The sequence below is a fragment of the Bradyrhizobium sp. 956_D2_N1_4 genome, assembly GCF_052076025.1.
In the GTDB taxonomy this organism is placed as follows: domain Bacteria; phylum Pseudomonadota; class Alphaproteobacteria; order Rhizobiales; family Xanthobacteraceae; genus Bradyrhizobium; species Bradyrhizobium barranii.
Genome location: NZ_CP197237.1, coordinates 495,759 through 521,595, shown reverse-complemented (window position 1 = coordinate 521,595; position 25,837 = coordinate 495,759). Strand labels below are relative to the sequence as shown.

Below are 25,837 nucleotides of genomic sequence, written 5' to 3'. Positions count from 1 at the left end.
CCAACTCAGCGCGCTCAATGACGAGCGTGCAGACAAGGCGGCCCCACCCCATTGGGGCCACAGAAGAGTATTAGCCTTGTCGGGTTGACGCGAGCAGGAGTGGACACGAGCGTGACCGAGCAAAACAGGAAACGCGCCCTGCGTCGTTTCCGGATGTTGATGTGCGGGCTCTGCGTCGCGGCCGGCCTCTCATATCCTGCAGACGCACAGAATGCGCAGCCGCTCGATCAGCGCTTCCTGCTGGGCGTCGGCACGCACCAGGGCCTCGGCGGCGTCACCAGCGCCCGCGGCTATGTGCCCGCGACCGCCATCAAGCAGATGAAGGAGCTGGGGGTCACCTCGTTCCGCGACGACTTCCCCTGGTCGGATTTCGAGCTGCCCGGCAAGCGGCTCGGCTTCAATGCCCTGAACGGCCGCCTCGAGAACCAGATCAGGTCCGGCGTCGGAATCCCGCTGCTCATTCTCGGGACCGGCCATCATCTCGTCCCGAATTCCGATCCGCCGACGACCGACGAAGCGCGCCAAAGATTCGTCACCTATGCCACGGCAGCCGCGCAAGCGGTCGCATCACGGCAGCCGATCTTCGAGTTGTGGAACGAGTACAATCTCAGAGCGCGCGCGGAGCCGCTGTTCACCGTCGAAAACTATGCGACGCTCGCCCGATCGGTGCAGCCCGCGGTCAAGCAAGCGGCGCCGTCCGCGCCTTTCGTGGTCGGAGCGCTGGGCGACGATCCCGGCTGGAAATGGACCGACGCCCTGCTGAAGACCGACCTGCTTCGTATCGCGGACGGGATGTCCATTCACATCTACAACCATTGCCTGTCACCGGCCGGGCGGACCGCAGCCGAGGCGATCGAACGGCTGCAAAATCTTCATCAACGCGTCGCACAGGCGACCGGCAATCCCGACTATCCGATCTATCTGACCGAAACGGGCTGGCCGACACCAAGCGCGAAATGCGGCGTGACCGAGCAGCTTGCCGCCGACAACATGGCGCAGATCATCCTCTGGGCCTCGACCGCCGGTCCCTGGCTCAAGGGGATATGGCTCTACGAGCTGAAGGACAGTGGGACGAAGCCTGGTGAACTGGAGGACAATTTCGGCATTTATCATTTCGACAATTCGCCGAAGCCTGCCGTGTGTTCCATTCGCGAAAGCTGGGCCTTCATCCGCACCAGCCTGAAGGCAACGCGAACCACGCCGGCGCCCGGCGTCGTGCAGATTCGCAGTGACAGTGGATCGGAAACGAAACTCGCGCTTTGGTCGGAGACTGCGTCGAAGCGCTTCGAAGTTCGATTAAAAAATGCGGAACCGAATGCCGAGATCAGATATGTATGTCAGCAAGCGCCGGGCCCTGCCGCCGGCGCCTGGACGGCGTTATCGACAACGCCGTTGCTTGTCAGCGTCAAGGGCACGGCCGTGCCGGATTTCGAGATCCGGCCATCGAACTGACGCTGCGGCGGGCTGCTAATCCGAGGCTATCCTTGAAAATACTGATCGTTAACACGCTCTATCCGCCCGAGATCATCGGGGGCGCCGAAGTGTCTGTGTCGCTGCTCGCGGAGGCGTTCGTCCAGCGCGGCCATCAGGTGTCCGTGGTCTGCCTTCAGAACAAGCAGGAGCGCACGATCGACGAACTCAAGGGCGTGCGCGTATACCGCGTGCCGATGGACAACGATTACTGGCCGTTCGGCAACGACAGGAAGCCCTCCTCGGTCCAGCGCCTGAAGTGGCATCTCAAGGACACATGGAATCGCAAATCCGCGGTGCGGTTCGCCGAAATTCTCGACATCGAGAAGCCCGACGTCGTCCACACCAACAACCTCACGGGCTTCTCGGTCTCGCTGTGGTCGGAAGCCAGGCGGCGCAACATCAGGATCGTGCACACCCTGCGCGACTATTCCCTGCTCTGCAAACGCTCGACGCTGTTTCGGGGCGATGCGACATGCGCGCAGCGCTGCACCGTCTGCGCCGCCATGACGTCGCCTTATCTGCTGGCCTCGCGTATGGTCGATGCGGTGGTCTCGAACAGCCAATTCGTGCTCGACCAGCACACCAGGCTGAAATATTTCCCCGGCACCGATGGCCGCGTCATCTTCAACATCGCCGATCCGAGCTCCGTGGTGCCGTCACCAGCTTCGAGCTCGGATGATCTGATATTCGGGTTCATCGGGCGGCTCGAGGCTGAAAAAGGTATTGAGGTAGTCCTCAAGGCGGCCGAGCAGCTTCCCGACGAGGGCTGGCAACTGAAAATTGCCGGAAAAGGGCTTGAGGATTACGTGCGGGGGCTAAAAAGCCGCAGCGGAAAGAAGGTCGAATGGCTTGGCTTTGCCAAGGCAGCTCAATTCTATGCCAGCATCGACGTCTGCCTGGTGAGTTCGGTCTGGCCGGAGCCGCTGCCGCGCACGTTGATCGAAAGCATCAACGCCGGCCGGGCGACGATTTGCTCGACGGCCGGCGGGATTCCCGAGATCGCGGGGTTTTCCAATATGGTTGGGTCCTACGAGCCCAGCGATCATAAGCGACTGGGAGAATTGATGCTGAAGGCCGTCAACGAAAGGTCACACTGGAAAGTCTCCCGGCCTCCGCAGCCAGGATTTGCCGAGAGGTTTTCGGCGGATTCAGTGACAGGACAATATTTGGACGTCTATTTGAACAACAATCGAACCAACCGGCAATAAGCCGAAACGGAGATTTCAGCAAAGCCATTTGGCAGGATAGCTGGACAGACCTTTTCGATGAAGATCCTTATCACGTCATCCCTCTATCCAACGCCATTGGCACCGAAGGTGGTCGGGGGCGCGGAAACGTTCGTCCGCCGCCTCGCCGAGACCCTGGTCGGGCAGAACGACGGCGTGGAAGTGATACGTGCCGCGTCCGCATCGAACCAGCAGATGGAGACCTGCAACGGCATCGACGTGTATTCGGCGCCCGTACACAACATCTATTTCCCTTTCGCCAAGCAGCACAGTTCGCCGGTGCGCGGCATCTGGCACGCGATCGAGGACTGGCAGACAATGTCGGAGCTCGTTGCGGCGCGCATCAAGGCCTTCAAGCCTGACATCCTGCACTCGAATAATCTCTCCGGCCTGACGACCGCGGTGTGGCGGACCGCCGCCGAGCTCGGCATTCCGGTCCTGCACACGCTTCACGACTATTATCTCACCTGCCCGCGCTGCTCGCGCTTCTCGGACGGACATGCCTGCGAATCGAGCTGCATGAGCTGTCAGATCCTGACCCTTCGCCGTCGCGGGGCGACGCGACATCTGGATGCCGTCGTCGGCGTCAGCCAGCGCATTCTCGACATCCATACCCAGCTCGGCCTGTTCACGCAGACACCGCTGAAGATCGTCATTCGAAACGCCTCGACCGCCAACGTCGGCAACGCAGACACCGCGATGGTCGACGGCACCGTCACGTTCGGCTTCATCGGACGCCTGACCGAAGAGAAGGGCATCTACAATCTCGTGCGCGCCATCGCGACGATTCCGCCTGACCGGTTTCGGCTCGTCATCGCAGGCCACACAACCGAGAGCCAGCAGAAGCAGCTCAAGGCGCTCGCTCCGAATGCACGGATCGAATTTCTCGGCTTCGTACAGCCGAAGCAGTTTTACGAACAGGTGAACGTGGTGGTCGTCCCCTCGGTCTGGGAAGATCCCTGCCCGCTCGTCGTCGCCGACGCGCAGGCCGCCTGCAAACCCCTGCTCGGCACGCCGTTCGGCGGCATTCAGGAGGCGATCAAGCCTGGCGTGACCGGCTGGCTGACGTCGCCCGATCCCGCCTCGATCGCCAAGAGCATTTCGGCGATCATCGAAGCGCCGCAGCAGATCGTGGAGATGAGCGAGCGATTGAAGTCCGGCATCGACAAATGGGTTTTTGACGACGTCGTCGCCGGCTATCGCAACGTCTACGACGAGCTCACGCGCGGCCGCGGCACGCCTCGCACATAGCCGAAGCTGACGCAGATGCCGCCAATGGCCCTCAACCATCCCGCCATGTTCTTTCTCACGCATTGCCAGACATGATCAGCCTGCTCGCATTCGGCAGCTATATCTACCAGAGTGCGTCCGCGATCATTCTGATCTTCGCCGTCAGCCATATCCTCTCGCCGGCCCAGTACACCTCGTTCTCGCTGGCGCTGGCGACGAGCCAGTTGTTCTGCGTCTTCGTGTTCGAATGGCTGCAACTGGCCGGCGTTCGTTTCCTCGCCGCAGCTTCCGGAGAAGAAGCCGCGCGCCTGCGGTTCTCGCTGTTCAGCGCCGGGCTGCTCAGCGCGCTGGTGCTGCTGCTCGTCGGCGGCGTGGCGGGACTGCTGGGCACGCTCGAGACGAGCGTCGTCGCCCTCGCGCTGGCGATGGCCGTGCTGCAAGGCGCCACCGACCTCTATTTCATGATCGTCCGCGTGTCCGACCGGCTGGGGACCGCGTCCGTCCTCCTGATCCTGCGTGCCAGCGTGCTTCTGGCCGGCGCCATCGCGGGCGCGCTGCTCCACGGCACGGCTGCAGCGACGCTGTGCGGCATGGCCGCGAGCTACGGCGCGGTGCTTCTCCTGAGCCTGGTCGTGCATCGCACCTCGCTACGGCGCGCGTCGCGACGCGCCATGCTGACCGACTGGGGCAATTTCTGCCGCTATGGCATCATGGCTGCGGCCGCCTCCGTCATTCATCTCTCCGTACCCGTCACCTTGCGCCTGATCGTGATCGCCACGCTCGGCCGCGCGTCGACCGGAGCGGCCGGCTTCTCGATGGCGATCGACCTCCTGCAACGCCCGTTCTCGGTCCTGGTGGCCGCCATTCACACCGTCTGCTATCCCAATGTCGTGGTCCAGTTCGAGCGCGGCGTCGACGGCGAAGCGCGCAGGGCCAGCGCCCGCATGCTCGAATTCATCCTCTGCGCGACGATCGTGATGCTGGGCGGGCTGATCGGCCTCCTGCCCGACGCGGCGCATCTGTTCGTGCCCGCCGATCTGCTGGTCGATTTCCTCAACGCGGCGCCGGTCGCGGCGATCTTCTACTTCCTCCACACCCACCTTCAGGCCACGCTCGCGATCGTGCCGCATCTAACCAAATCGGCGACGAGACTGGTCGTCGTCGCGGCGTGCCAGCTGCTGCTGGTGTCGGCGGCATCCTCGATCGGCGCGTTACTGCACATATCGGTGGCGGGACAGATCGCGAGCGCGGCCTTGGCCACCGCGCTCATCATCCTCTTCGCCAGCGGTCCGCTGATCCGGTTCAGGGCGGCGCCAAGGGCGCTGCTGATCCTGGAAGCGACCGTTGCGGCCGCCGCGATCGCGATGCTAGCGGCGGCTCCGTCGGACTCCCTGACCTGGCTCGCGGGAAAGATCGTCTTTGCCGGCCTCGCCGTCGTTCTGGTGACGTGGCGAGGCGATCTGCTGGCCTCGGCACGCAGTTAGGATCAGGCCTTCACCGCGTGAGCCAGCGCGTTGCCGCTGGTATCGCCGGTCAAACCGTAGATCCTGAGAGTCTCGTCGACCATCGGCCCGACACCGAAATATTGTTGGGCGCGCGCAAGAGCATTGCGCGACAGCGCGGCGCGCATCGCGGGGTCGGCCACCTTCTCGAGCGCACCGACGAGCGCGTCGACGTCCTCGAACGGGACGATGAAGCCGGTCTGGCCCTGGATGATCTGATCAGTCGCGCCGCCCGCCGGAGTCCGGACCGGAATGAGGCCCGTCGCCATGGCTTCGGCAACGCCGAGCGGGAATCCCTCGAACCGGCTCGGCAGCGCGAACACGTCGGCGGCCCAGAGGATTTCGCGGACGTCGCCCATGAACCCGAGGAACTTGAAGGTGTCCTTGTCCTTCTCGCCAGCATAAGCGAACGACTTGATTTCCTTCTCGCGCTCGGCTCCGCCGCTGCCGACAAAGTAGCATTTGATGTCGATCGGCGGAGAACTGGCGCCGTCGCGGATCTTGCGCGCCGCCTTGATGAGGAGGTCGTGGCCCTTCACCCAGGCGAGACGGGCTGCCAGCAGGCACATGAACTCACCGTCGGCAACGCCGAATTTCGCGCGCGCATCGCGGCGCTCGGCATCCGAGGGCGGCCGGAAATGAACCGTGTCGACGCCGCCATAGACCTTGGCGATCCGGTTCTTGCCGAACAGCACGTAGCGGCGCAGATGCCGGAGCGATTCCTCCGACATCAGAATGAGGGTGTGGGGAAAGAAGAGGTTGAAGAACAGGACCTGGACCGGGCTGAAGGTCGATTGCGGCGCATTCTGCACCTTCTCGATGTTCCCGAGCACCGAGGGATGATAGGTCGCAACGCAGCGCGCGCCGGTGAGCAGCGCGAGCAGCCGGCCCCACATCAGCATGCCCAGCCCGTGGACGTTGATCACGGTGATGTTGTTCTTCCGGATCAGCTTCAACAACCGCATGAAGATCGACAGCGAAGGCAACTTCCGAAGTCCCGGAATGACGTGCCATTCCTTGACGGCCGCCGCCAGCTTCTGACGCTTGTATTCGGACTTCTCGTCCGAGCGCACGGCACCGGAGACCAGGTGGATCTGCACGCCCCGGCCATGCAATCCCGTGGCCAGGGTCTCGCAATAGGATGCAATCCCGTCATTGCAATTCACGACCTCAACCAGAAACATGACATTCGGGGCGGGATCTTGCATGGGAATGGCCTTACTCCGTTCAATCGACGACATTTCGGTCAGTGCTTAGCGGCAAATTCCATGCCGTGCCAGCGGTTTGCCCGCAACAGCGTTGCGCGCCTAACATATTGACGTTGCGGATCTGCGACACTCCGCCCCGGCACTGCAGACGACGTCCGAAGTCCGCTTCTCGGGTTCGCGCCTTCCGCCGGAAGTCGGCGTTCCCTTCAAATTCCGCAAGCAACGCCCGGTTGAAACGTCCCCCGGCCCCTTGCCCGCCGGGTCCGCGACCGATTGTCCCGCCGTCAACGCACCGATCGCCGCACCTCGTGCACACAGATTGGACCTCTCATCTGGTCGGCGTCGTTCGTTCGACTGGCCCTGCACATCAACGAGGGGTTTCTTCATCGGCCAAAGACAGACTCGATATCCTTCTGCATTGACGTCGACACGATGTCGCAGCGACCAGGAGAGAAAACAAAACTCCGGTGGCGAGTTCCATAGATTTACTTTCTCGCTTCCCGACTGCACGCGGGAAAATTCGGAAGCGCGCTGCAAGCCTTCAACGCCCGAACAACTGTCACATTCGAAGTTCGATCGATATTTTTTGCGGTCGTGACTCGCAGGCAACTCGATCCGCCCACGCCACAGGCTTAACGGCGCTTAACACAATAGATTCGAAGCAAGGCTGCTCGCGCGACAAGCAAATGCGTTTCGATTAGGCACCGGCACAACATCGATCGAACATCGTCGTTGCATCGCCATTCGAACGTCACGCTGCAAGCACATTGCCGTGGTCTTCATCGATCAATCTCAGTCCACGCAGATTCGTGCGCTGTGGGCGTCGCGCAGGAAGCGTCGGTGAGAAAATCTCCGGGTGCTTCCATTTTTACCGATCTCACCAACTCGAAAAACAGAGATTGGCCGATACGACAGACGCAGGCGGCACCGAACTCTCGCGTTTCAGAAAAGGCTCCGAAATACCGATGACTACCGCATCACCAGATCAGACGATCCTGTCGGCGAGCACCTTTGTCAGTTCCATCGGCGTCAATGTTCACGTTGGATATTCCTGGGGCGCCTACGACAACCTCGCCCTCGTCGAGGACAATCTCAATTATCTCGGGGTGACGAAACTGCGGGGCGGACTCGCCACGAGCCCGGAAGCGCAACCGATCGTCGAGGGACTTGCGAAGGACGGTTACAAATTCGACCTCGTGGTTCCGTCGGGCGTTCCGGCCGGCGGCGCGGCTGCGCTCCAGTCTTATCTGGAATCCGTCAAGGAGTTCGCGGCCAGCCATCCCGGCAGCGTCATCGCGCTGGAAGGCCTCAACGAGGTCAACATCCAGGGCTTCAGCTATAATGGGAGCTCGAGCGTCTCGGCCGCAGCGCAGTTCCAGGCTGTCTATTACAGCGCCATCAAGGCGGACGCCGCGCTCAAGGATATCCCCGTCTACAATTTGTCGATCGGCTATAATGACTCGGCCGACTACGCCAATCTCGGAAACATGTCGGGGTCGACCGACTACGCCAACTCTCACGCCTATGTCAGCACCGGCCTGACACCCGAAACCGCCCTCGAGCAATTGCTCGGTAACGCCACGTCGGTCACCGGCGGCAAACCGGTCGTGATCACCGAGACCGGATATACGACCAAGAGCGATACCCCGTATGTCGGCGCCAGCGAGAACGTACAGGCGAAATCGATCCTGAACACGCTGGTCGATGCCTACAAGGACGGCGTCAGCACCACCTATCTCTATCAATTGCTCGACGCCTCGGCGAGCAACGACCCTACGGATCCCGAATCGCACTGGGGCCTGTTCAACGCCGACGGAACCCCGAAGCTCGCGGCGACCGCGGTCCACAATCTGACGACGATCCTGGCCGACGACGGCAAGGGCGGCCACACGCCGACTGCCTCGCTGAACTATACGCTCGACAACATGCCGGCGAGCGGGAACAGCATGGTTCTCGGCAAGAGCAACGGCGCCTATGAGCTCGTGGTCTGGGCGGAACCCAAGGTCTGGAACGACGCCACCGACACCGAGATCGCGAATCCGACGATATCGGTTACCGTCAACCTGGGCAGCGTCCACCACCTGATCAACGTCTATGACCCGCTAAAGGGCAGCTCGCCGATCGCGACCTACACCGATGTCAGCCAGATCGTGGTTCCGATCACGGACCACCCGCTCATCATCGAGATCGACGCTCCCGCAGGAGGCGGCTCTGCACCGCCCGCCGTGACCGACGTCAGCGGAACCGCCGCCGACATCGTGTCGCAGATGTCCGACCTGAACGCCTCGGATTCGCTTGAGACCATCACGCTCACCGACACCCACGTGCTTCCGGTCGCCTCCGATGCCACCATGGCGTACATGATCTCGCATTACGGGAAGGCGCTCGCGGCCATCCAGGGCGGCTACCAGTTCTCCGTCACCAACTCGACCGACACCTGGAGCGTCACCAGGGTCTACGACTCCTCCGCAAAGCTTCTGTCGACCAGCACGTCCAACTTCACCGACGGCGTCATCACCAGCAAGGTAACGCTCAATACCGACGGCTCGTCGGAGAACATCGCCTATACCGGCGGCAAGATGGTGCGTGACGTCACCGTCTCGGCGATCGGCGACAAGGACACCAAGACCTACGATACGAGCGGCAATCTCACCGCGGACCTCGTTCAGAACAAGGACGGCTCGTCCTCGAACACGCTCTATTCGAACGGCGTCAAGACCAAGGTCTACGTCACCAATGCCGACCGCACCCACGACAACTACTATTACAACATCACCGGCCAGTCCTATACCAGCGAGCACGACCAGCTCGACGCGGGCGGGAGGCTTCTATCAGTCGTCCGGATGCATGCCGACGGCTCGATGGCCTACAGCCAAGTCTACAACAGCGACGGCAGCAAGGTCACGACCCAGTACGACGCCACGGGCCACAAGACCTCTGTCGTCACCGTGACATCGACGGCGACCAGCACCGATTTCTACACCACAGCCGGCGTTCTCAAGCAGACCGTCGTGCAGACGACCTCCGGCAACGTGACCACCACGAACTACAATGGTTCGCTGCTGGTGTCCGTCTACGTCGTCAACGCCGACGGCTCGAAGGACTCCAAGCTGTACGACGCCAAGGGCGTCATCGCGAGCGACGTGGTCCAGAACGCGGACGGCTCGTCGTCGACCACGCTCTATACCGCAGGCGTCAAGACCAAGGCCTACGTCACCAACGCGGACGGCAGCCGCGATAACTATTATTTCAACATCACCGGCCAGTCCTATACCGGCGAGCACGATCACCTCGACGCGAGCGGCAAGCTGCTGTCGGTCAGCCGCACCCATGCGGACGGCACCATGGCCTACAGCCAGGTGTTCAACAGCGACGGCAGCAAGGTCACGACCCAGTACGACTCGACCGGCCACAAGACCTCGGCCGTCACCATAACGTCGACGGCCACCACGACCAATTTCTATACCATCGCGGGCGCGCTCAAGCAGCAGGTCGTGCAGACGACCTCCGGCAACGTGACCACGACCAACTACAACGGCTCGCTGCTGGCGTCGGTCTACGTGGTCAACGCCGACGGATCGAAGGATTCGAAGCTGTACGATTCCAACGGCATCATCGCGAGCGACCTGATCCAGAACAAGGACGGCTCGTCCTCGAACACGCTCTACACGGCCGGCGTCAAGACCAAGGTCTATGGCACCAATGCCGACGGCAGCCACGACAACTACTATTACAACATCACCGGCCAGTCCTATACCAACGAGCACGACCACATCGATCCGAGCGGAAAGCTGCTTCTGGTCAGCCGTACCCATGCCGACGGCTCGATGGCCTATAGCCAGGTGGTCAACAGCGACGGCAGCAAGGTCACGACCCAGTACGATTCCACAGGCCACAAGATCTCGGTCATCACCGTCACGTCGTCGGGCACGACGACCGACATCTACGATGCATCGACCGGCGCATTGAAGCAGGAGGTCTCCAAGACGAGCTCCGGCGACACCACGACGACGAACTACAACGGCGCCAAGCTGGCGTCGGTCTACGTGGTCAACGCCGACGGGTCAAAGGACACCAAGCTGTACGATTCCAGCGGGATCATCGCCAGCGACCTCATCCAGAACAAGGACGGTTCGTCCTCGAACACGGTCTACTCCGCCGGCGTCAAGACGAAGCTCTATGTCACCCATGCCGACGGCAGCCATGACAACACCTTCTACAACATCACGGGCCAGAGCTATACGACCGAGATCCAACACCTCACCGCCGCCGGCGCACTTACGGCCCTGACCCGCCTTCACGCCGATGATACGCTTGCCTACAAGCAGGTGATCAACAGCGACGGCAGCAAGGTCACCGACCTTTACGACAGCACCGGCCACAAGATGAGCGAGATCCTGAATGCCGCCGATGGATCGACCACGACGGACACGTACAACTCGTCGGGAGCTCTGGTCCAGGACGTTCACAAGACGGCGGGCGGCGACGTGACGACGACGAACTACGCGAACGGATTGAACTCGTCGATCTACGTCGTCAACGCCGACGGCACCAAGGAAACGAAGCTGTTCGACGGCAGCGGCAGTCTCACCAGCGACTACGTGCTGAACAAGGACGGCTCAAACTCGACCACCGTGTTCACGTCGGGCGTCAAGACCGCGGTCTACGCCAACAACGCCGACGGCTCGCACGACAACACGATCTACAACATCACCGGCAAGAGCTACGTCACGGAGCAGCAGCACATCGACGCCGCGGGCAAGATGACCTCGATCACCCGGTCGCACGCGGACGGTACGCTCGATTACACGCAGGTGGTCAAGGCGGACGGCAGCAAGGTCTCCGATGTCTACGACAGCACCGGGGTCAAGACGACCGAAACCATCAACAACGCCGATGGAACGTCCGACGTCTTCAAGTTCAAGGTCGCCGGCCTGCCGGGCGCCGTCGAGCACGACAGCTACAATACCAGCGGCTCGCTGCTCTCGATCGACGTCCTCAACACCGATGGGACCCACGCCGTCACGGCGGTGACTGCGGGACTGACACTGGCCGGCGGCAGCGGCAACGACGTCTTCTCCGCGGCGCCGGGCACGACCACCGTCATGTTCGACGGCGGCAACGACCAGATCAAGAGCTTCCACGCCGGAGCCGCGGCGAACCACGACACGATCGAAATCCTGAAATCACTGGTGGCCGACTACAGCCACCTGCAGATTTCGCAATCAGGTTCCGACACGCTGATCCAGCTCACCTCGGCCGATTCCATCCTGTTGAAGAATGTGAATTCGGCCAACCTGGATCACGGCAACTTCCTGTTCGTCTGACGCCGAACCAGCTGGCAGGTCCCCCTGCCAGCTGAACGGGGACGACGGGGGAAGCAAGGTCAGTGCGGCCGCGCGGGTGTGGCCGCACCGATGAAGATGATATCCTCGGCCAGCAGCGGAAGCCGCCGCAGCAGCATCGACTTCAGCTTTCCGGCGCGCATGAAGGTGGCCATCTTCACCTCGACCGGCGCATAGCCGGCGTCGATTGCGACCTTGGCGATGGTATAGGGCGTGAAGAAGAACCGGTGATCGCTGTTGATCGTCTCGACGTTCTTCAAGATGCCCTTGATGTTGCCACCCCTGAAGGCGTTCGGAACGGTGATCACGATCTGATCGACGACGTCGCCGTAATTCTCCCTGAAGCGCGACAGGAACGAGACCGGATTCGGAATGTGCTCGACGACTTCGCCAAACACGGCGATGTCGAACTTCCGGCCGGATATTGCATCGATCTTCTGGCCGGACGTCACGTCGCCCGCGACCATGTTGTCGAGCCCGGAAATCCGCGACGCCTCCCGCACCGCATCCGCATCGATGTCGACGCCGACGGTGTATTCGGAACACTCGGTGATCAGGCCGTGCAGCCAGTCCCGGTTGTCGATCTTTCGTTTGATGAGCGGCAGATGATCACAGCATCCGACATGCAGGACGCGCTTGCCCCGACAGATGTCCACGAGGACGTCGCATCTGTATTTGACGTCGCCATCGCCCCGATATTGCACGACGATGGTGTCTTTGAACTTCGAGCCGTCGAGATAGGGATAGACCTGCGAAAAATCGGTAATGATCGACGACATGGGCTTGCTTCCTGTGTCCGAGACGTTTCCGGACACAACTATACATGGCAAGCAATCAGAATTGTGACCGGGTTGAACCGGCGGACCAAACGCGGATCGCCGGGAACCTCGCCGTCGGTTCGCGGGCCGTCAGGCGCGCAGGCGACCTGGTGCTTCCGAGCGCACGATCCGCGCAGGTGCTCCCGCGGCGACGGAATGCGGCGGGACGTCACGCGTCACGACCGCGTTGGCGGCAACGTTTGCTCCCGCACCAATCGAAGTCGGGCCAACGATCACGGCACCGGTGTAGATGACGGCACCGTCGCCGATGGTCGGGCAACCCGGTTCATCCCAGGCACGCCGGCCGAGCGTGACGTTGTGATAAAGCATCACGGAGCGACCGATCCGCGCCCCCTCGCCGATCACGACGCCGGTCGGATGCGGCAAGATCAGCCCTGGACCGATCTCCGCGAGAACCGAGATGTAGCAGCCGCGCCGCATCAGCGCCCGCACGAGCAGCCAGGTGATCTGATGTCCCCAGCGGGTCTGGAATCGCAGCATCCTGGCGATGCGCCAGGTCGTGATCACGGCAAAGCCCGGGCTCGTCAGCATGGCGACGAAAGCGGCAGCCACACCGGACCTGCCGGTGTTTGCCATCAGGTCCTCGCGCCACGGAATTCCCGCTTGGGACTTGCCGCTCATTCCCTCAACTGATGACATCAAACGATCTCTACTAACCTGCCGAGGAAACATTCGCCTGGATCGACGGAACCGAGCCGCCGAGCAGCGATTGCATGCTGTTCCAGATGCGACGCCTGAATATCACGTAGCTGCCAAGCACGATCAGCGCATAGACGGCCGTCGCCAACAGCCAATGTGACAGGCTTGCGACGTCTGCCTTCGTGGCGACGAGTGCACACAATGCGCCGAGTGCGGTGGCGACGGTGGCCGGCATCAGGGCGCCCAACAAAGAGGCATAGGAGATCGCGCAGTTGCGGGCTCCAATCATCAGCATCAGGACGCAAACGAGGATCGATACGATCAGGTACACGACCGCCACGGCCGTGAGCCCGAACGGCAACGCCACGACAAAGGCGAGGATCATGCTGGCACTGTTGGCGGTGCTCACCCAGAACTGGAGCCGGGCCTTGTTGTGAGCGAGCAGAATCGGTCCGGCATAGGCCGCAATCGACTGCGCCGCGCCTGCCGGCGCAAGGATGGCAATCAGCGGCAGGACTTCCTGCCAATGCGGCGAGAGGAACGTCGCAACGGGATATTTCAGCCCGAACGTCAGGTAGATCATTGCCGGGAATGTGATCATCGCGGTCATGCCGAGCACCGCGCAGATCGCCGCCCTGCGCCGTTCCTGTTCCCGCTCGCCGTTCATCCGGCTCAGGGTGGCCATCAGAACGCCGCCGCCAGGCCACGACAGGATCATCAGCGGAAGCGTCATGAACTGGAAGGCGAGACCGAACAGACCGACCGCCGCTGCGCCCAGCTTGGCGCCGATCATGAGATTGCCGACGTTTCTCGCAGTGAAGTTGAGGACGTTCGAGGCCAGCACCCAACCGCCGAACGACAGCATCAGCGCGACGCCGCGCCATTTGAAGGACAGATGGATATGGCGCCTGGTGTTCACATAGAAGGCGACGGCGCGCACCGCCTGCATCAGGACATAGTATGCGATCAGCGCCCAGATCCCCCATCCGAGCAGGGCTCCGGCCACGCCCACCGTCGCGGAAGCCAGAGCCGCGCCGGCTTCGATCAAGGCGATGGTCTGATATTGCAGGGAGCGCTCCAGGACCGCGCGCGGCCCCATCGCGGAAATGGACAAGACGACCGAACCGGAGAGAGCGGCGAGCACGGACGGCAGCCCCTGCATGTCGACGGCAGCCCCCAGCGGCTTCGAGGCGGCGGCCAGCACCAGGGCACAACCAATCCCGATCGCGACCATCAGAGTCGTCGCCGCGCCGGCTTCCTCCCTGGTGAGCGACGTCCGCTGGATCATCGCGCTCGACAGCCCAAGGTCGGTCAGCATGGAGATGAAGGCGATGAAGGGCAGCGAAAACGCCACGAGCCCGAATTCCGTGGGCGTCACGAAATAGGTGATCAGCAGCGTGATGAGGAACTGAACGGCCGACTTCACGACGTTCACGCTCGACATCGAGAGCAGGTTCTTGATGATCATGACGTCTCTCGTATGTGATCCGGCTGAAACGATTGCGAAAGGACGCGCTCAGGCGACATAGCGAGCTTCACGGCGCACTCCAAACAACAGGCCCCGCAGCGCCGGATCGAGCAAGCGGCGGAGTCTCACTTCGATCAGCTCGTAACTGACAGTTCCCGCTATCAGTGCGGCAATCAGGCCGAGGCCCGCGAACCCGGCCCAGAGGAGCCAGAGATTGACGCCATGCGCGGCCAGCTTCACTCCGATGACCTGCAACGGAAATAGCGCAAAAGGGTGGACCAAATAGAGGCTATAGCTGATCTTTCCGAGGAACTGCAGGAATTTGCCGCTCAAAGCGACGGCAATACCGGAGTCCGGAGCAAGGACCATTCCAAACAGCAGCGCGCCCGGCAACAGCCCGACCAGCGGATGCGCATATTCGATCGACACGTACATCGCGATCCCGCAAAGGATGCCCGCCAGCAATCCGGGCCAGCCGACGACGCGGATCCGCAAATCGATCAGGCTGAACAACAGCCCGACCAGAAAGAACGCGGCGATCGGCCGAAAGGCGATGCCCGCGAGACCGAGCAGGATGAACGGCGCCGCCAGCAGCCAGTTCCTCCGCCGCACCAACATCACGAAGATCACCGCGAACAGAATGTAGAACGCCCATTCGTAGCTCAGTGTCCACGCGTTCTGCTGGCCGATCGGCAATCCCAGCGCGTCCGGCAGGAACGCCAGATTGACGAAGAACAGCTTGAGATAGGTCGGCAGATCGATCCCCTTGAAGAACTTGTAGCCAACCAGGGGGCCTGCCGTGAACAGGATCAGGTGCAGGATCACGAACACGGGTAGGATTCGCAGGGCGCGATCGAGAAAGAACTTCCCGACGCTGCGGTGACGCATCAGGCTCGCCGGAATCAGGAAGCCGCTGATCATGAAGAACAGCTCGACCCCGTGCCCGCCCATGTTGACAGTCGCTTCCAGCCACGGCCAGATCGGAGGCAGGAAGCCTGCCAGAAGCGGCATGTCCTGAAGATGGACGATCAGCACGGTGAGCGCGGCGACGCCGCGCAGCCCCTGGATCGCCTCCACGAAATTCTTGCTGTCTGCGCTCACCGCCGCGATCCGATATCAAGATGAAGGAAAGTTCCGGACCAGCGCCCGTGCTGCGCACTGCAGCTCATTGCATGCGGCAACATCGCGATCATGCCGGCCGAGAGACCAGATCGTCGACGTCAGGCGCGAGTGGCACCGCGTCCGCGACGGTCTCGTCACGTCTCTCTCGGGCGAAGACTTCGCTGAAGGCGACGCCGAGCATGATCAAGCCGCTTGCCGGACCATAGGCCAGCACGGTGATGGTGAAGAGGTTCATGGCGACCGCGAAAGACAGCTTGTAGATGTCCCTGGTCCTTGCGACCGCGAGGATGACCATGACCATGAACAACACGAAGATCGGCCCGAACATCAGGTAGGTGCCGAGGTAGAAATTATCCACCGGAACGTAATAGCTGAGCTTGTTCGAGAACAGCAGCTGCGGATAGTTGAAGCAACCGAGGCCGCAGCCGGTGAAGAAACCGACCGGCATAAGCTCAGCCATGTAGACGAACGGCAACTGCCAGCTGTTGTTGACGCGGTCCTGCAGGCTGAACAGGCCGCGCGACATGCTGACAAGCCCGTTGCCGGAGAACAGGGCGATCAGCACCGCGGGCACGAGGATCGACAGGAACGACAGCAGCGCCATGCGCCGCAGCATGGGAAACTTCTCACGCTCGGGAACGAGGCGAACGATGATCAGGCAAGCGACGTAGATCACCATCACGCCGAGCGAGGTCTTGTTCGTGGTCAATTTGATGGCGTAGAGACCGATCGGGGCCCAGAACAGGCACCACAGCAGGCTCCGGCGCACCGAGCTGATCGTGAACGAAATGAACACGAAGAATGCGGCCATCGTGCTGTCGGCGGCAAGTCCGGCGAGGCGCGTCTCGGACGCCGACCACCACAGCCGCGTCGCCTGCCGCGTCGTGCCGAAAGTCTCGTAGGCATATCCCACCCAGGGCAACTGCATGCGGGACGACAATATGATCCCGACGATCGTCAGGTAGAAGATCGGGTGAAGCCACCGCAGCAGTCGATCGTAGTCGCCGAAATTGCGCCCGCAGAAGCAGAAGCCGACGAACACCGGCGCGATCATCTTGAACGACGACATCATGCCGCTGAAATAGCCCAGGAACACGTATCCGAGGTAAAGCGCAAAGCAGATGTAGAACAGCGTGAGGATCGCGACGAGGTTACGCCCCATCAGGACGTAGCGCTGCACGAAGGCAAAAATGCAGACCAGCGCGAAAATGTCAGGCAGGAACCACAGCGGGCTGATCTTGAGAACGGCCAGATAATAGCGCAGCGCGCCTGCGAGCGCATCGCGGTAGAAATAAAGCAAGAGCGCGATAGCCTCGAGACTGAAGAATGCACTGCCCTCCTGCTGGTGATGCCGGGGCAAGGCCGCCGGATCGACCATGCGCCAGTCCGACCTCGGTAGAGCCGAAGAGCTGCTGGACATGCCCGTCACTCCGCCGCGACCACAGCGGGAACGGCGCGGCGATTGAAAAGCCGAAGCACGAACCGCGACCCCGGCATCTCGACCCAGAGGTAGGTGAGGTTGGAGAGCACGAGCACGGCGGCCACGAAGACGGCGAGCAGCAGTGAGGCTGCTAGTCCGGGAAGAATGTTGTCCACGATTTGCAGGCGCCCGGTGCCCACGCCACGCGCGAAGTACTGGATGAGGACAAGTATCAGCGCATGCGTCATGTAGATCGAATAGGAGCGCTTGCCCAGCCAGACCAGCGGACGGACGGACAGCAGCTTCGGCAGGAGCCGCTCCGGAAACGCCATCAGCGAGCCCAGCAGGGCGCCGAAAACGATCGGCGCCACGAAGCTGAGCCGTTCGTCGAAGCCGACGACGGAAACCAGCACGATGGCGACGACGGCCGCACCGATCTGGCAGGCCGACTGAACGAAGGGGCTCACTGAACGACCTTTTCCCGAGACGAAACGAAGCGTGAGCACGCCGACGAAGAAGCCCAGGAAGCATCGGGTGAAGGCGTTGGTCTGGAAATCGAGCGTTTCATTCTTGAGCACGAAGATAATGAGAGCCGCGCCCATCACCGCCAGCACGGCGCTGAAAACATAGACGAGCCTGATGTAGCCAAGGCGCTGCGACAGGACGACGACGGCGCCAAACACGAGATAGGTGTAGAACTCCGCGCTGATGCTCCAACTCGGGCCGTTCCAGCTCAGATAATCGAGCACGCCCATAGCATGGAGCAAGAACACATTCGCGACAAACGAGTACACATTGTTAACCTGGAGATCCGCCGTCTCGTTGGTCGAGAAGTGCAGCAGGTCCAGTTCGGTGAGCGTGAGCCGCATCAGCCGAAACGCCAGAAAGGCGAACAGCATGACGATGTGCAGCGGATAGATGCGTGCGATACGACGCAAGGTGAACGTTCGGAAGTCGAACCCGCTGAATTCGGACTGAACATAGCTCATCGAGATCACGATGCCGCTCAACACGAAGAACAAATCGACGAAGAGCCAGGAATTGTGAAAAAACGCGACGTCGATCCAGGCGCGATGAGGCAGCGCAGCGGCGAGCGGATCCGATCCGACGAAGTGATGGACGACCACGCAGAGGGCGGCGAGGCCACGAACGCTGTCCAGCGGAACGTAGTGCGCCTTTGTTTGATGAGCTAGCACTTGATAGAGGCTCTACGATTCGACCAAAGCGAAATGCTGCGGTGCAATATAATGCCTCCACCGGGTGGTTTATTCAACTGAAAAGAGCCGCGAAGCGCCGATCTCGACCAGGACAGTGCACGACAGATGCGGCAGCAAGACGCCGGTCGGCATCTTTGCTCCGACGACATGCTCATAGACTTCAATTCAGCTTTCGTGAGGCAACGGGCATTGCGTTTGGAACAGATCAGGGCTGCACGCGCGAGCTGCGGCCTTGTTTGCAATGTTGCGAATGGCCATCAACGACCTAGCCTCGCATTAACTTGATCTCGCGCGAAGTTCTGATAGCTCCATCGCGGCTGAGTTGAATGACAGAGGGGCCTTTGGGCGCGATATCGCGATTTTTCGCCACAGCCGTGTTTGTGCTGGCGCCACTTCCGCTCGGATCCCTCGACCTCGCGTGGATTTGCTTCTGGAATTTTCTGCTCGTCTGCAGCCTGCTGACCGCCGATCTTTCGGCCGTGAGCCGTCGCAATGCCATGTTGCTCATTCCATTGGCAGTGGCGATCGCGGCGGTGGTTGTCATCGTGGCGTTGCAAACGTGGAGCGATCCGTCCAGTGAATCAGCAGCGGTCTGGGAACTGCCGCGGCGTTTTTTCGGCCTCGTACTGCCTGACCGTCTCTCGGTCACCGCACGCGGAACGTGGCTGGCGTTCGGATCGGTCTTGCTGCTGTCGCTCGCCTTCACGCGCGCCGTGATTCTTGCAAGCGATGCGGGAGCCGCACGCTCGCTGCTACGCATACTGGCATGGGCGGGATGCCTGTATGCATTGTACGGAATTCTGGCGGAGCTGATCGCACCGGACATGGTGCTGTTCAGGCAGAAAGAAGCCTACCTGGGCTTTGCCACAGGGACCTTCGTCAATCGAAACACGGCGGCGACGTTCTGGGGCAGCTGCGCCCTGCTGTTTCTGGTGCCGCTTCTGCGCACCATGCACCGCCAGGAAGGCGGGCCGCCGGAACAACCGGATTGGCGATCGCAGCTCGAGCAAATCCTCTCCGCGCCGGTGGCGCTCGGTGCGGGATTCGCGATCTGCACGATCGCGCTTGCCATGACCGGATCGCGGGCGGGTCTGCTGCTGTCGGTTGGCACGTTCGTGCTGGCCATCATCCTTTATCTCGTGCCGCTCGAGCTCGGCAGATCGCGGAAGTGGCTGGTCCTCGGCGGCTCAGCGGCAGCAGGGCTCGTGCTCTTGCAGCTCGTAGGCGGCCTCGTGGCGGGGCGAATCGTCGAACACGGGCTGATCGATCCGCAGCGGCTTGCTGCGTACCAGGCATCATTGGGGATCATCGCTGATCATCGGCTGCTCGGTGTCGGGCTGGGCAATTTCGAAGCTGTTTTTCCCGCCATCAGACCCGCAACGCTCGGCAGTCTCGGCATCTGGGACCGCGCTCACAGCACGCCGCTGGAAATTGCCGTCGAATTAGGCATCCCCGCCTTCGCCGTCATCGCGCTGGCCTGCCTCTGGTATCTTTACCATCTGTTTACCGGAAGCTTGCGCCGAAAACGCGACCGCTACATACCCGTGATCGGCGCCAGCGTCGCTGTATTGGGAGTTGCACATAGCTGCATCGATTTCTCGTTGCAGATACCCGGTTACGGCGTGTTTTTCGCAGCCATCGTCGGGTGCGGCCTCGCGCAATCGCTACCATCACAGGTGCGAAAAGAACGTGGCAAATCCGTGCAAGTCGAGCTAAAGTCAAATTAATTGAAGTTTAAAGCCAAATTGATTGAAGTGGGCAGGGCAATGAGCTGGAATTCTGGTAGGCGCTTCACCGTGATCGTCGGAGCGCTGGCAATTTTCGCCGGAATGCCGGCAGCATTCGGCGCAACGGGCGTCAGCTCGGGCTGCGTTGCCAACACGGGCGTTGTTTCAGCCGAGCGCGCCACCGACTTTCTGGCCAATCCCGGCGGGCTGCTCCACCAGTTCAAGGACGGACAAGGCGGCCTCGCCTCGGCTGTGCGCGACCTCCTGACCGCGCGTCCCGAGACAGTCGATGGCATTGTCTCGCTGGCGAAGGCCAGCAGCACCGATCAAAGCCGCGCCATCGGCGCTGGTCTCGGCACCGCCGCTTCGGTTTGCGTCCTGTCGCAGCCCGGCGTTGCCCAGCTGATCCAGGAGGCGGTTCTCAAGACCGAGAATCCCGACCTGATCCAATCGTTCACCAGCATCACCGGCGATATCCCGACCGAAGCGACCAACGGCGCCGATCCGACGGGCGAGACCACAGCCGGCGGCGGACCTGGTTCGACCGCGGCGGAGGCACGCGGTGGCGGAGCAAGCTCGACCGCACCCACGGTCGTGAACCAGAGCGGGCCCGGTGCGGCGTCACAGACGCAGACGCTGTTTGCGGCGACGTCGACCGCCGTTCTGACCTCGGTAAGCCCGTCGCGCTGACGGCTGGAACCGTTAACCACCCCTCCCAGGCCGGTCCCGTGACCGGCCTATTTAGCTACAATTGTAAATTTCCGCGGAACCAAAGCTCAAATCGTTTGTGAGATACCCGTAGCGTCAAAAAAGAAAACGCGAGACGGGGATGTCATGAGCTGGATTATCAAATCGCTGGTCGCGATCGGGATCGCGTCGACCGGCACCGCCGCCAAGGCCGAGATGTTGAACGACAGTTCGCTCAATCAGGCGAAGAGCGCGTTCATCCGCGAGTACGACAATGCGCTCGCGCCGCTGCAATTCGTCAAGTTCTGCATGAACAACGACGGCGAATGCGCGAGCGACGCCGCCGACCGGACACTGCCTTCGGGCGACCGGGCGATGAGCATGCTGCGCGAGGTGAACAGCTCGGTCAACGCGTCGATCACACCGATGCAGAAATCGACCAATCCGATGGTGGCGCGCTGGAGCCTTTCGCCGTCCGCCGGCGATTGCAACGACTACGCGGTCACCAAGCGTCATCAACTGATCGAGATGGGCTGGCCCAAGTCGGCACTGCGCCTCGCAGTGGTCCTGACAAATGGCGGCCAGGGCCATCTCGTGCTGGTGGCGCGACTTGCCGACGGCGATTTCGTCCTGGACAATCTTTCCGCTTCGGTGCGCCCCTGGAACGCCGCGGATTACGAGTGGATCTCGATGCAGTCCGGCGGAAATCCGCGCTTCTGGGTCGCGATCAACGAGAATGGCGAGCGCCTGCGCGCCACGCGTCTCGCGATGTTGCGGACCTCCGAATAGACCGCGCGAAGTTTCGCTCTACCGCCCTCAATCGCAGGTTGCGACAGGCGCGAGGCGATGGTCTGCCAGACCGTCCCTCGCGCCTTTGCCTTGGCATGGTGCTTGCCTAAAATTCATGCTTATCGCATACGAGCGCGCGCAACCATTCGCCGAATCCGCGCCTGATCGCAGCAAGAATTTCGTTCATGCGAAACGGGGATGCAGAGCGGGCAAGGATGGCAATTTGGTCCGTACTGGTTTATATTTTGCGCCGCACAAGAATTTGACATAGTTTTGGGTCATCAAGGACCTAGGGCCTAAATCCATACGTCATCGCTAGTTTGCAACGAGATATGAGCGCGATCCTAATCAAACTCGATAGCTTGTTGCGTGGCTCCCTGCCGGTTTTACGGATCGCGGCAGTGATCGCCGTTGCCGTGTCTGCGACGCTGTCGGCGCCGGCACAGGCTCAATGCGTCGATCGCGCCGAACGAGCGCCGTCGTCCGCGGTCAGCGCATTCGTCTCGGACCCCTCGGTTTTGTTGCGACAGTCGAAGAACGACAGGGACAAGCTTTCGGGCCGGCTCACCGGATTGCTGGTGACCGACATAGCCGCGCTCGATCCGGTTCGGGACATGCTGCGCCAGGCGAGCCAGGCCGACCGTGTCGCAATCGGCGCCGGGCTTCACCGTGCCGAAGAGCGCTGCATCGCGACCAAGCCCGACGTCGCGCGCCGGATCAGCGAATTCGTTGCCAAGCTGCACGACGGGTCCGTCCTCAAAGGATATCTCACGGATCAGGACGCAGCGGCTGCGCCCGTTCCGGGAAGCCCGGCTCCCGCCACGGCCAGCAATGCACCGGCGGGTCCGGGTGCAAGCGCCGGTCTGATGTCGGGTGAGTGGAAGACCGAACTCGCCGACCCGTTCAAACCCGTTCCCCTTCCCGAGTGACAACCTCAAGATTCCCAGAGATGTTTCAGCCACGAGATCAGTTTCCGCAACGCCCGAGATATGCCATCGAGGTCGGTGGCACGACGCTCAGCGCCGAGCGCGCTCTGGACATCGTACGCCGCCAATGGCCGCTGATCGTCGCCATCGTGGCCGGTACGCTCGCGATCGTTCTCGTCTACCTGATCGTGGCAACGCCGATGTACACGGCAAATGCGCGCATCCTGATGGACACACGCCAAACCCAGGTACTGGACAAGGACAGCGGAACCGCCAACGCGCTGATCGACCCGGGCTTCGTCGACAGCCAGGTCGAGATTCTCCAGTCTGACGACCTCCTCCTGTCGATCGTCCGTCGCCTGAAGCTCACCGAGGATCCGGAGTTCAACGGCTCGGATCCCGGGTTGATTCCGCTGGTCATCGGCAAGGTCATCTCGATGTTCGGGTCGGACGGTCCTCCGAGCAAAGAGCGGGTCGAGCGCGGCGCGGTCGAGCTTCTCCAGAAGAACCTTAAGGTCGAGCGCGTGCTGACGACCTATGTCCTCTCGATGAACTACCGTTCGATCGATCCGAACAAGGCTGCGCAGATCGCCAACGCGATTGCGGACGCCTACATCGTAGGCGCGCTGGAGGCGAAATATCAGTCGACCAAGCGCGCCGGCGAGTGGCTCCAGCAACGCAGCGCCGAGCTGCGTGAACAGGCGACGGCGAGCGACCGCGCCGTGCAGACGTTCAAGGCGCAAAACAACATCGTGGGCACCAGCCGGGGTCTGATGAGCGAGCAACAGCTTGCGGACGTCAACTCTCAGCTTATTGCCGCTCATGCCGCGACCGCCGAGGCCAAGGCCCGCCTCGACCGGATCGAGGCGCTGCTCGACAAGGATCTCGTGCAGCCGACCGTGACGGACGCACTCAACAACACGGTGATCACGCGCCTGCGCGCCCAATATCTCGACCTGGCGGCGCAATATGCCGACTGGTCGAGCCGTTACGGCAAGACCCACCAGGCGGCCGTCAACCTCGCCAACCGAATGGAAGAGCTGCGCAAGGCGATCGCGGACGAGGTCCGTCGTATCGCGGACGCATATCGCAGCGAGTACGAGATCGCCAAGAGCCGCGAGACGGCGCTTGAGGAGAATCTCAAGAATCTCGTATCCCAGGCCGGCAGCACGAGTCAGGCGCAGGTCAAGCTGCGCGACCTCGAAAGCGCGGCGGATACTTATCGTAACCTCTACAACAACTTCCTCGAGAAGCTGCAGAACGCAACGCAGAACCAGAGCTTCCCGATCAGCGAAGCGCGCATCATCGGCACGGCGGTCAAACCCGACAAGAAGAGCTCGCCCAAGACGCTGCTGGCGCTGGTCGGCGGCCTGCTCGGCGGTCTCTGTTTCGGCTTCGGGGCGGCCTTCACGAAGGAACTGATGAGCGACGTGCTGCGATCTCCGAGCGACGTCGAGGATCAGCTCGGGGTGAAATGCCTCGGCGTTCTTCCCGACATCCGCGCGGCGAGGGCTTCGGCAGATCATCCGGAAGGAAACATATCCAGCTACGTCGTCGAGCACCCGTTCTCGCGGTTCGCGGAGACGCTGCGGAACATCAAGGTGTCAATCGACGTCGCGCGCCTGTCGCGCGAGGTCAAGATCATTGGAATCCTGTCGTCCTTGCCGAAAGAGGGAAAAACGACGGTTGCCGCCAATTTCGGTCATCTGACCGCGTTGACCGGACATCGCACGCTACTGATCGACGGCGACCTCCATACCCGCTCGCTGACCAGGGCGCTGGCCCCCCATTCCAAGACCGGCCTGGTCGAAGCCCTCAAGGATCCGCGCTCGTTCGGCTATCATATCCAGCGCAGCAAGGAGAGCGGGCTCGACTTCCTGCCCTCCGTCGTCGCATCGCGCATGGTGAACTCGGCAGATGTCATCGCCTCCAAGGCGATGGCTGACCTGCTTGCAGTGGTGCGAGAGGAATACGAATACATCGTCATCGATCTGGCGCCGGTGATGCCGGTCACCGACGCCAAGGCTGTCAGCCATCTCGTCGATGCGATGGTTTACGTCATCGAGTGGGGCCGTACGACCCGCAACGCGCTCCAGGAGTCGATGGCGAGCTCCGAAGGCATTCAGAAGAAGCTTCTGGGCGCCGTGCTCAATCGCGCCAATCCGAAGATGCTCAAGAGGATCGAGGCGTATAAGGGCTCGCACTACAACAGCTACTATGTCGAGGGAGCCTAGCGCCACCGAGCCGGCGGCACAGGCAACGGGGATCGCCTATCGCTGGCTTCTGCGCGGCTCGACCATCGCGCTTGCCGCAGCCGCGCTGGCGTGGATCGCGGCTATCGCCCCGGATGTGACCAATCCCGCGGTTCCGCAGATTGCAGGACGCGTCGCGCGCGGCGAGCGATATGAAGTCGATCGCCTGAGACGGATCGTATCGGACAATTTGCCATCCGCCCGTCGCCTATGCAGCGCCAAGACGCTGCGCGAGCTCCTGCTGCTCCAGCTCGCAATCGCCGACGAATCGACACGCGCAGGCGACCTGAAGCAGATCGATCTCGATGCAGACGCCGTCGCGTCGACGAGCCGTGCCTTGCTGGCATGCGCGCCGACTGAAGCACTGGGCTGGTTCGGCAGCTACTGGGCCGAAATTCGCCAGGCCGGCTTTGGGCCGCGAACAGCGGAACTGCTGAGTCTTTCCTATCGCTTCGCGCCACACGAGGCCTGGCTCCAACTCATCCGCGCGCCACTGGCGCTTCGCGCCTTCAATGCGGCCTCGCCCGAGCTCAGGGATTACGCCACCCAGGACTTCGCCGATATCTTCCAGGCCCGCCTGTTCCCAAGCGCAGCTACGTTCTATCAGGCGGCCGGCGCCGAGGCGCGCGTCGCTCTGCTCGAACGTACCTGCACCGCGCCCGAAGCCGATCGGGAATTGTTCTCGCATTTCGTCGCGGAGAAGGGCCTGCGAATTCGCCATCGCTGTTATCCAGTCGATGGCGATGGCTTTCGGATGAGCCGCTAGG

General features: G+C 61.9%; 18 protein-coding genes. 11 read left to right on the top strand and 7 right to left on the bottom strand.

Translation table 11 applies throughout. The annotated features are described in order from the left end of the window. The first annotated feature begins 159 nt into the window (after window positions 1-159). The 4 genes from AB7535_RS02480 to AB7535_RS02465 all read left to right on the top strand — a co-directional run bounded on the left by AB7535_RS02480 (window position 160) and on the right by AB7535_RS02465 (window position 5,413). Complete coding sequence (locus AB7535_RS02480) at window positions 160-1,452, top strand: hypothetical protein (protein WP_085402194.1); 1,293 nt, start codon at window positions 160-162, stop codon at window positions 1,450-1,452. Next, on the top strand, window positions 1,335-2,681 hold the full coding sequence (locus AB7535_RS02475; protein WP_245344128.1) for a glycosyltransferase family 4 protein: 1,347 nt from the start codon (window positions 1,335-1,337) through the stop codon (window positions 2,679-2,681). Before AB7535_RS02480 ends, AB7535_RS02475 begins: the two co-directional genes overlap by 118 nt. Window positions 2,682-2,738: 57 nt before the next feature. Next, window positions 2,739-3,950, top strand: a complete 1,212-nt coding sequence (locus AB7535_RS02470; RefSeq protein ID WP_085402131.1) for a glycosyltransferase family 4 protein — start codon at window positions 2,739-2,741, stop codon at window positions 3,948-3,950. 71 nt (window positions 3,951-4,021) lie between these two features. Next, entirely contained in the window at window positions 4,022-5,413 is a 1,392-nt protein-coding gene (locus AB7535_RS02465; RefSeq protein WP_085402132.1) for a hypothetical protein, read from the top strand. A 2-nt stretch (window positions 5,414-5,415) separates the two neighbouring features. Here the strand turns inward: AB7535_RS02465 and AB7535_RS02460 are convergent, their stop codons facing one another. Continuing rightward, window positions 5,416-6,639: a glycosyltransferase family 4 protein gene (locus AB7535_RS02460; RefSeq protein WP_085402133.1), complete on the bottom strand. Its 1,224-nt coding sequence runs from the start codon at window positions 6,637-6,639 to the stop codon at window positions 5,416-5,418. A 965-nt stretch (window positions 6,640-7,604) separates the two neighbouring features. Here AB7535_RS02460 and AB7535_RS02455 point away from each other — a divergent pair. Beyond that, window positions 7,605-11,966, top strand: coding sequence for a hypothetical protein (locus tag AB7535_RS02455; protein ID WP_085402195.1), 4,362 nt, complete (start codon window positions 7,605-7,607; stop codon window positions 11,964-11,966). A gap of 59 nt (window positions 11,967-12,025) precedes the next feature. Here AB7535_RS02455 and AB7535_RS02450 read toward each other — a convergent pair whose 3' ends face one another. The 6 genes from AB7535_RS02450 to AB7535_RS02425 all read right to left on the bottom strand — a co-directional run bounded on the left by AB7535_RS02450 (window position 12,026) and on the right by AB7535_RS02425 (window position 18,668). Then, a complete protein-coding gene (locus AB7535_RS02450) occupies window positions 12,026-12,763 on the bottom strand; it encodes a class I SAM-dependent methyltransferase (protein ID WP_071916254.1) in 738 nt (245 codons plus the stop codon). 129 nt (window positions 12,764-12,892) lie between these two features. After that, a complete protein-coding gene (locus tag AB7535_RS02445) occupies window positions 12,893-13,399 on the bottom strand; it encodes a serine O-acetyltransferase (RefSeq protein WP_245344125.1) in 507 nt (168 codons plus the stop codon). A gap of 76 nt (window positions 13,400-13,475) precedes the next feature. After that, window positions 13,476-14,930: a lipopolysaccharide biosynthesis protein gene (locus AB7535_RS02440; RefSeq protein ID WP_166084206.1), complete on the bottom strand. Its 1,455-nt coding sequence runs from the start codon at window positions 14,928-14,930 to the stop codon at window positions 13,476-13,478. Window positions 14,931-14,978: 48 nt separating this feature from the next. Continuing rightward, window positions 14,979-16,031 carry an acyltransferase family protein gene (locus AB7535_RS02435; protein ID WP_085402136.1) on the bottom strand — a complete coding sequence of 351 codons (1,053 nt, stop codon included), beginning with the start codon at window positions 16,029-16,031 and terminating at the stop codon, window positions 14,979-14,981. Window positions 16,032-16,119: 88 nt separating this feature from the next. After that, window positions 16,120-17,472, bottom strand: coding sequence for a hypothetical protein (locus AB7535_RS02430; protein ID WP_085402196.1), 1,353 nt, complete (start codon window positions 17,470-17,472; stop codon window positions 16,120-16,122). 5 nt (window positions 17,473-17,477) lie between these two features. Continuing rightward, complete coding sequence (locus AB7535_RS02425) at window positions 17,478-18,668, bottom strand: acyltransferase family protein (RefSeq protein WP_085402137.1); 1,191 nt, start codon at window positions 18,666-18,668, stop codon at window positions 17,478-17,480. Window positions 18,669-19,015: 347 nt separating this feature from the next. Between AB7535_RS02425 and AB7535_RS02420 the strand changes: the two genes are divergently transcribed. The 6 genes from AB7535_RS02420 (at window position 19,016) to AB7535_RS02395 (ending at window position 25,836) form a co-directional block, all read left to right on the top strand. Next, on the top strand, window positions 19,016-20,416 hold the full coding sequence (locus AB7535_RS02420; RefSeq protein WP_245344126.1) for an O-antigen ligase family protein: 1,401 nt from the start codon (window positions 19,016-19,018) through the stop codon (window positions 20,414-20,416). A gap of 39 nt (window positions 20,417-20,455) precedes the next feature. After that, window positions 20,456-21,106: a hypothetical protein gene (locus AB7535_RS02415; protein WP_354113351.1), complete on the top strand. Its 651-nt coding sequence runs from the start codon at window positions 20,456-20,458 to the stop codon at window positions 21,104-21,106. A 144-nt stretch (window positions 21,107-21,250) separates the two neighbouring features. Further along, window positions 21,251-21,892 (top strand): transglutaminase-like cysteine peptidase, encoded by a 642-nt coding sequence (locus AB7535_RS02410; protein WP_085402139.1) that lies wholly within the window; start codon window positions 21,251-21,253, stop codon window positions 21,890-21,892. A gap of 401 nt (window positions 21,893-22,293) precedes the next feature. Further along, complete coding sequence (locus AB7535_RS02405; RefSeq protein WP_245328480.1) at window positions 22,294-22,821, top strand: hypothetical protein; 528 nt, start codon at window positions 22,294-22,296, stop codon at window positions 22,819-22,821. 20 nt (window positions 22,822-22,841) lie between these two features. Further along, window positions 22,842-25,052: a GNVR domain-containing protein gene (locus AB7535_RS02400; RefSeq protein WP_085402140.1), complete on the top strand. Its 2,211-nt coding sequence runs from the start codon at window positions 22,842-22,844 to the stop codon at window positions 25,050-25,052. Continuing rightward, complete coding sequence (locus tag AB7535_RS02395; protein WP_085402141.1) at window positions 25,036-25,836, top strand: hypothetical protein; 801 nt, start codon at window positions 25,036-25,038, stop codon at window positions 25,834-25,836. The genes AB7535_RS02400 and AB7535_RS02395 overlap by 17 nt, the downstream gene beginning before the upstream one ends. Window position 25,837: the final 1 nt, after the last annotated feature.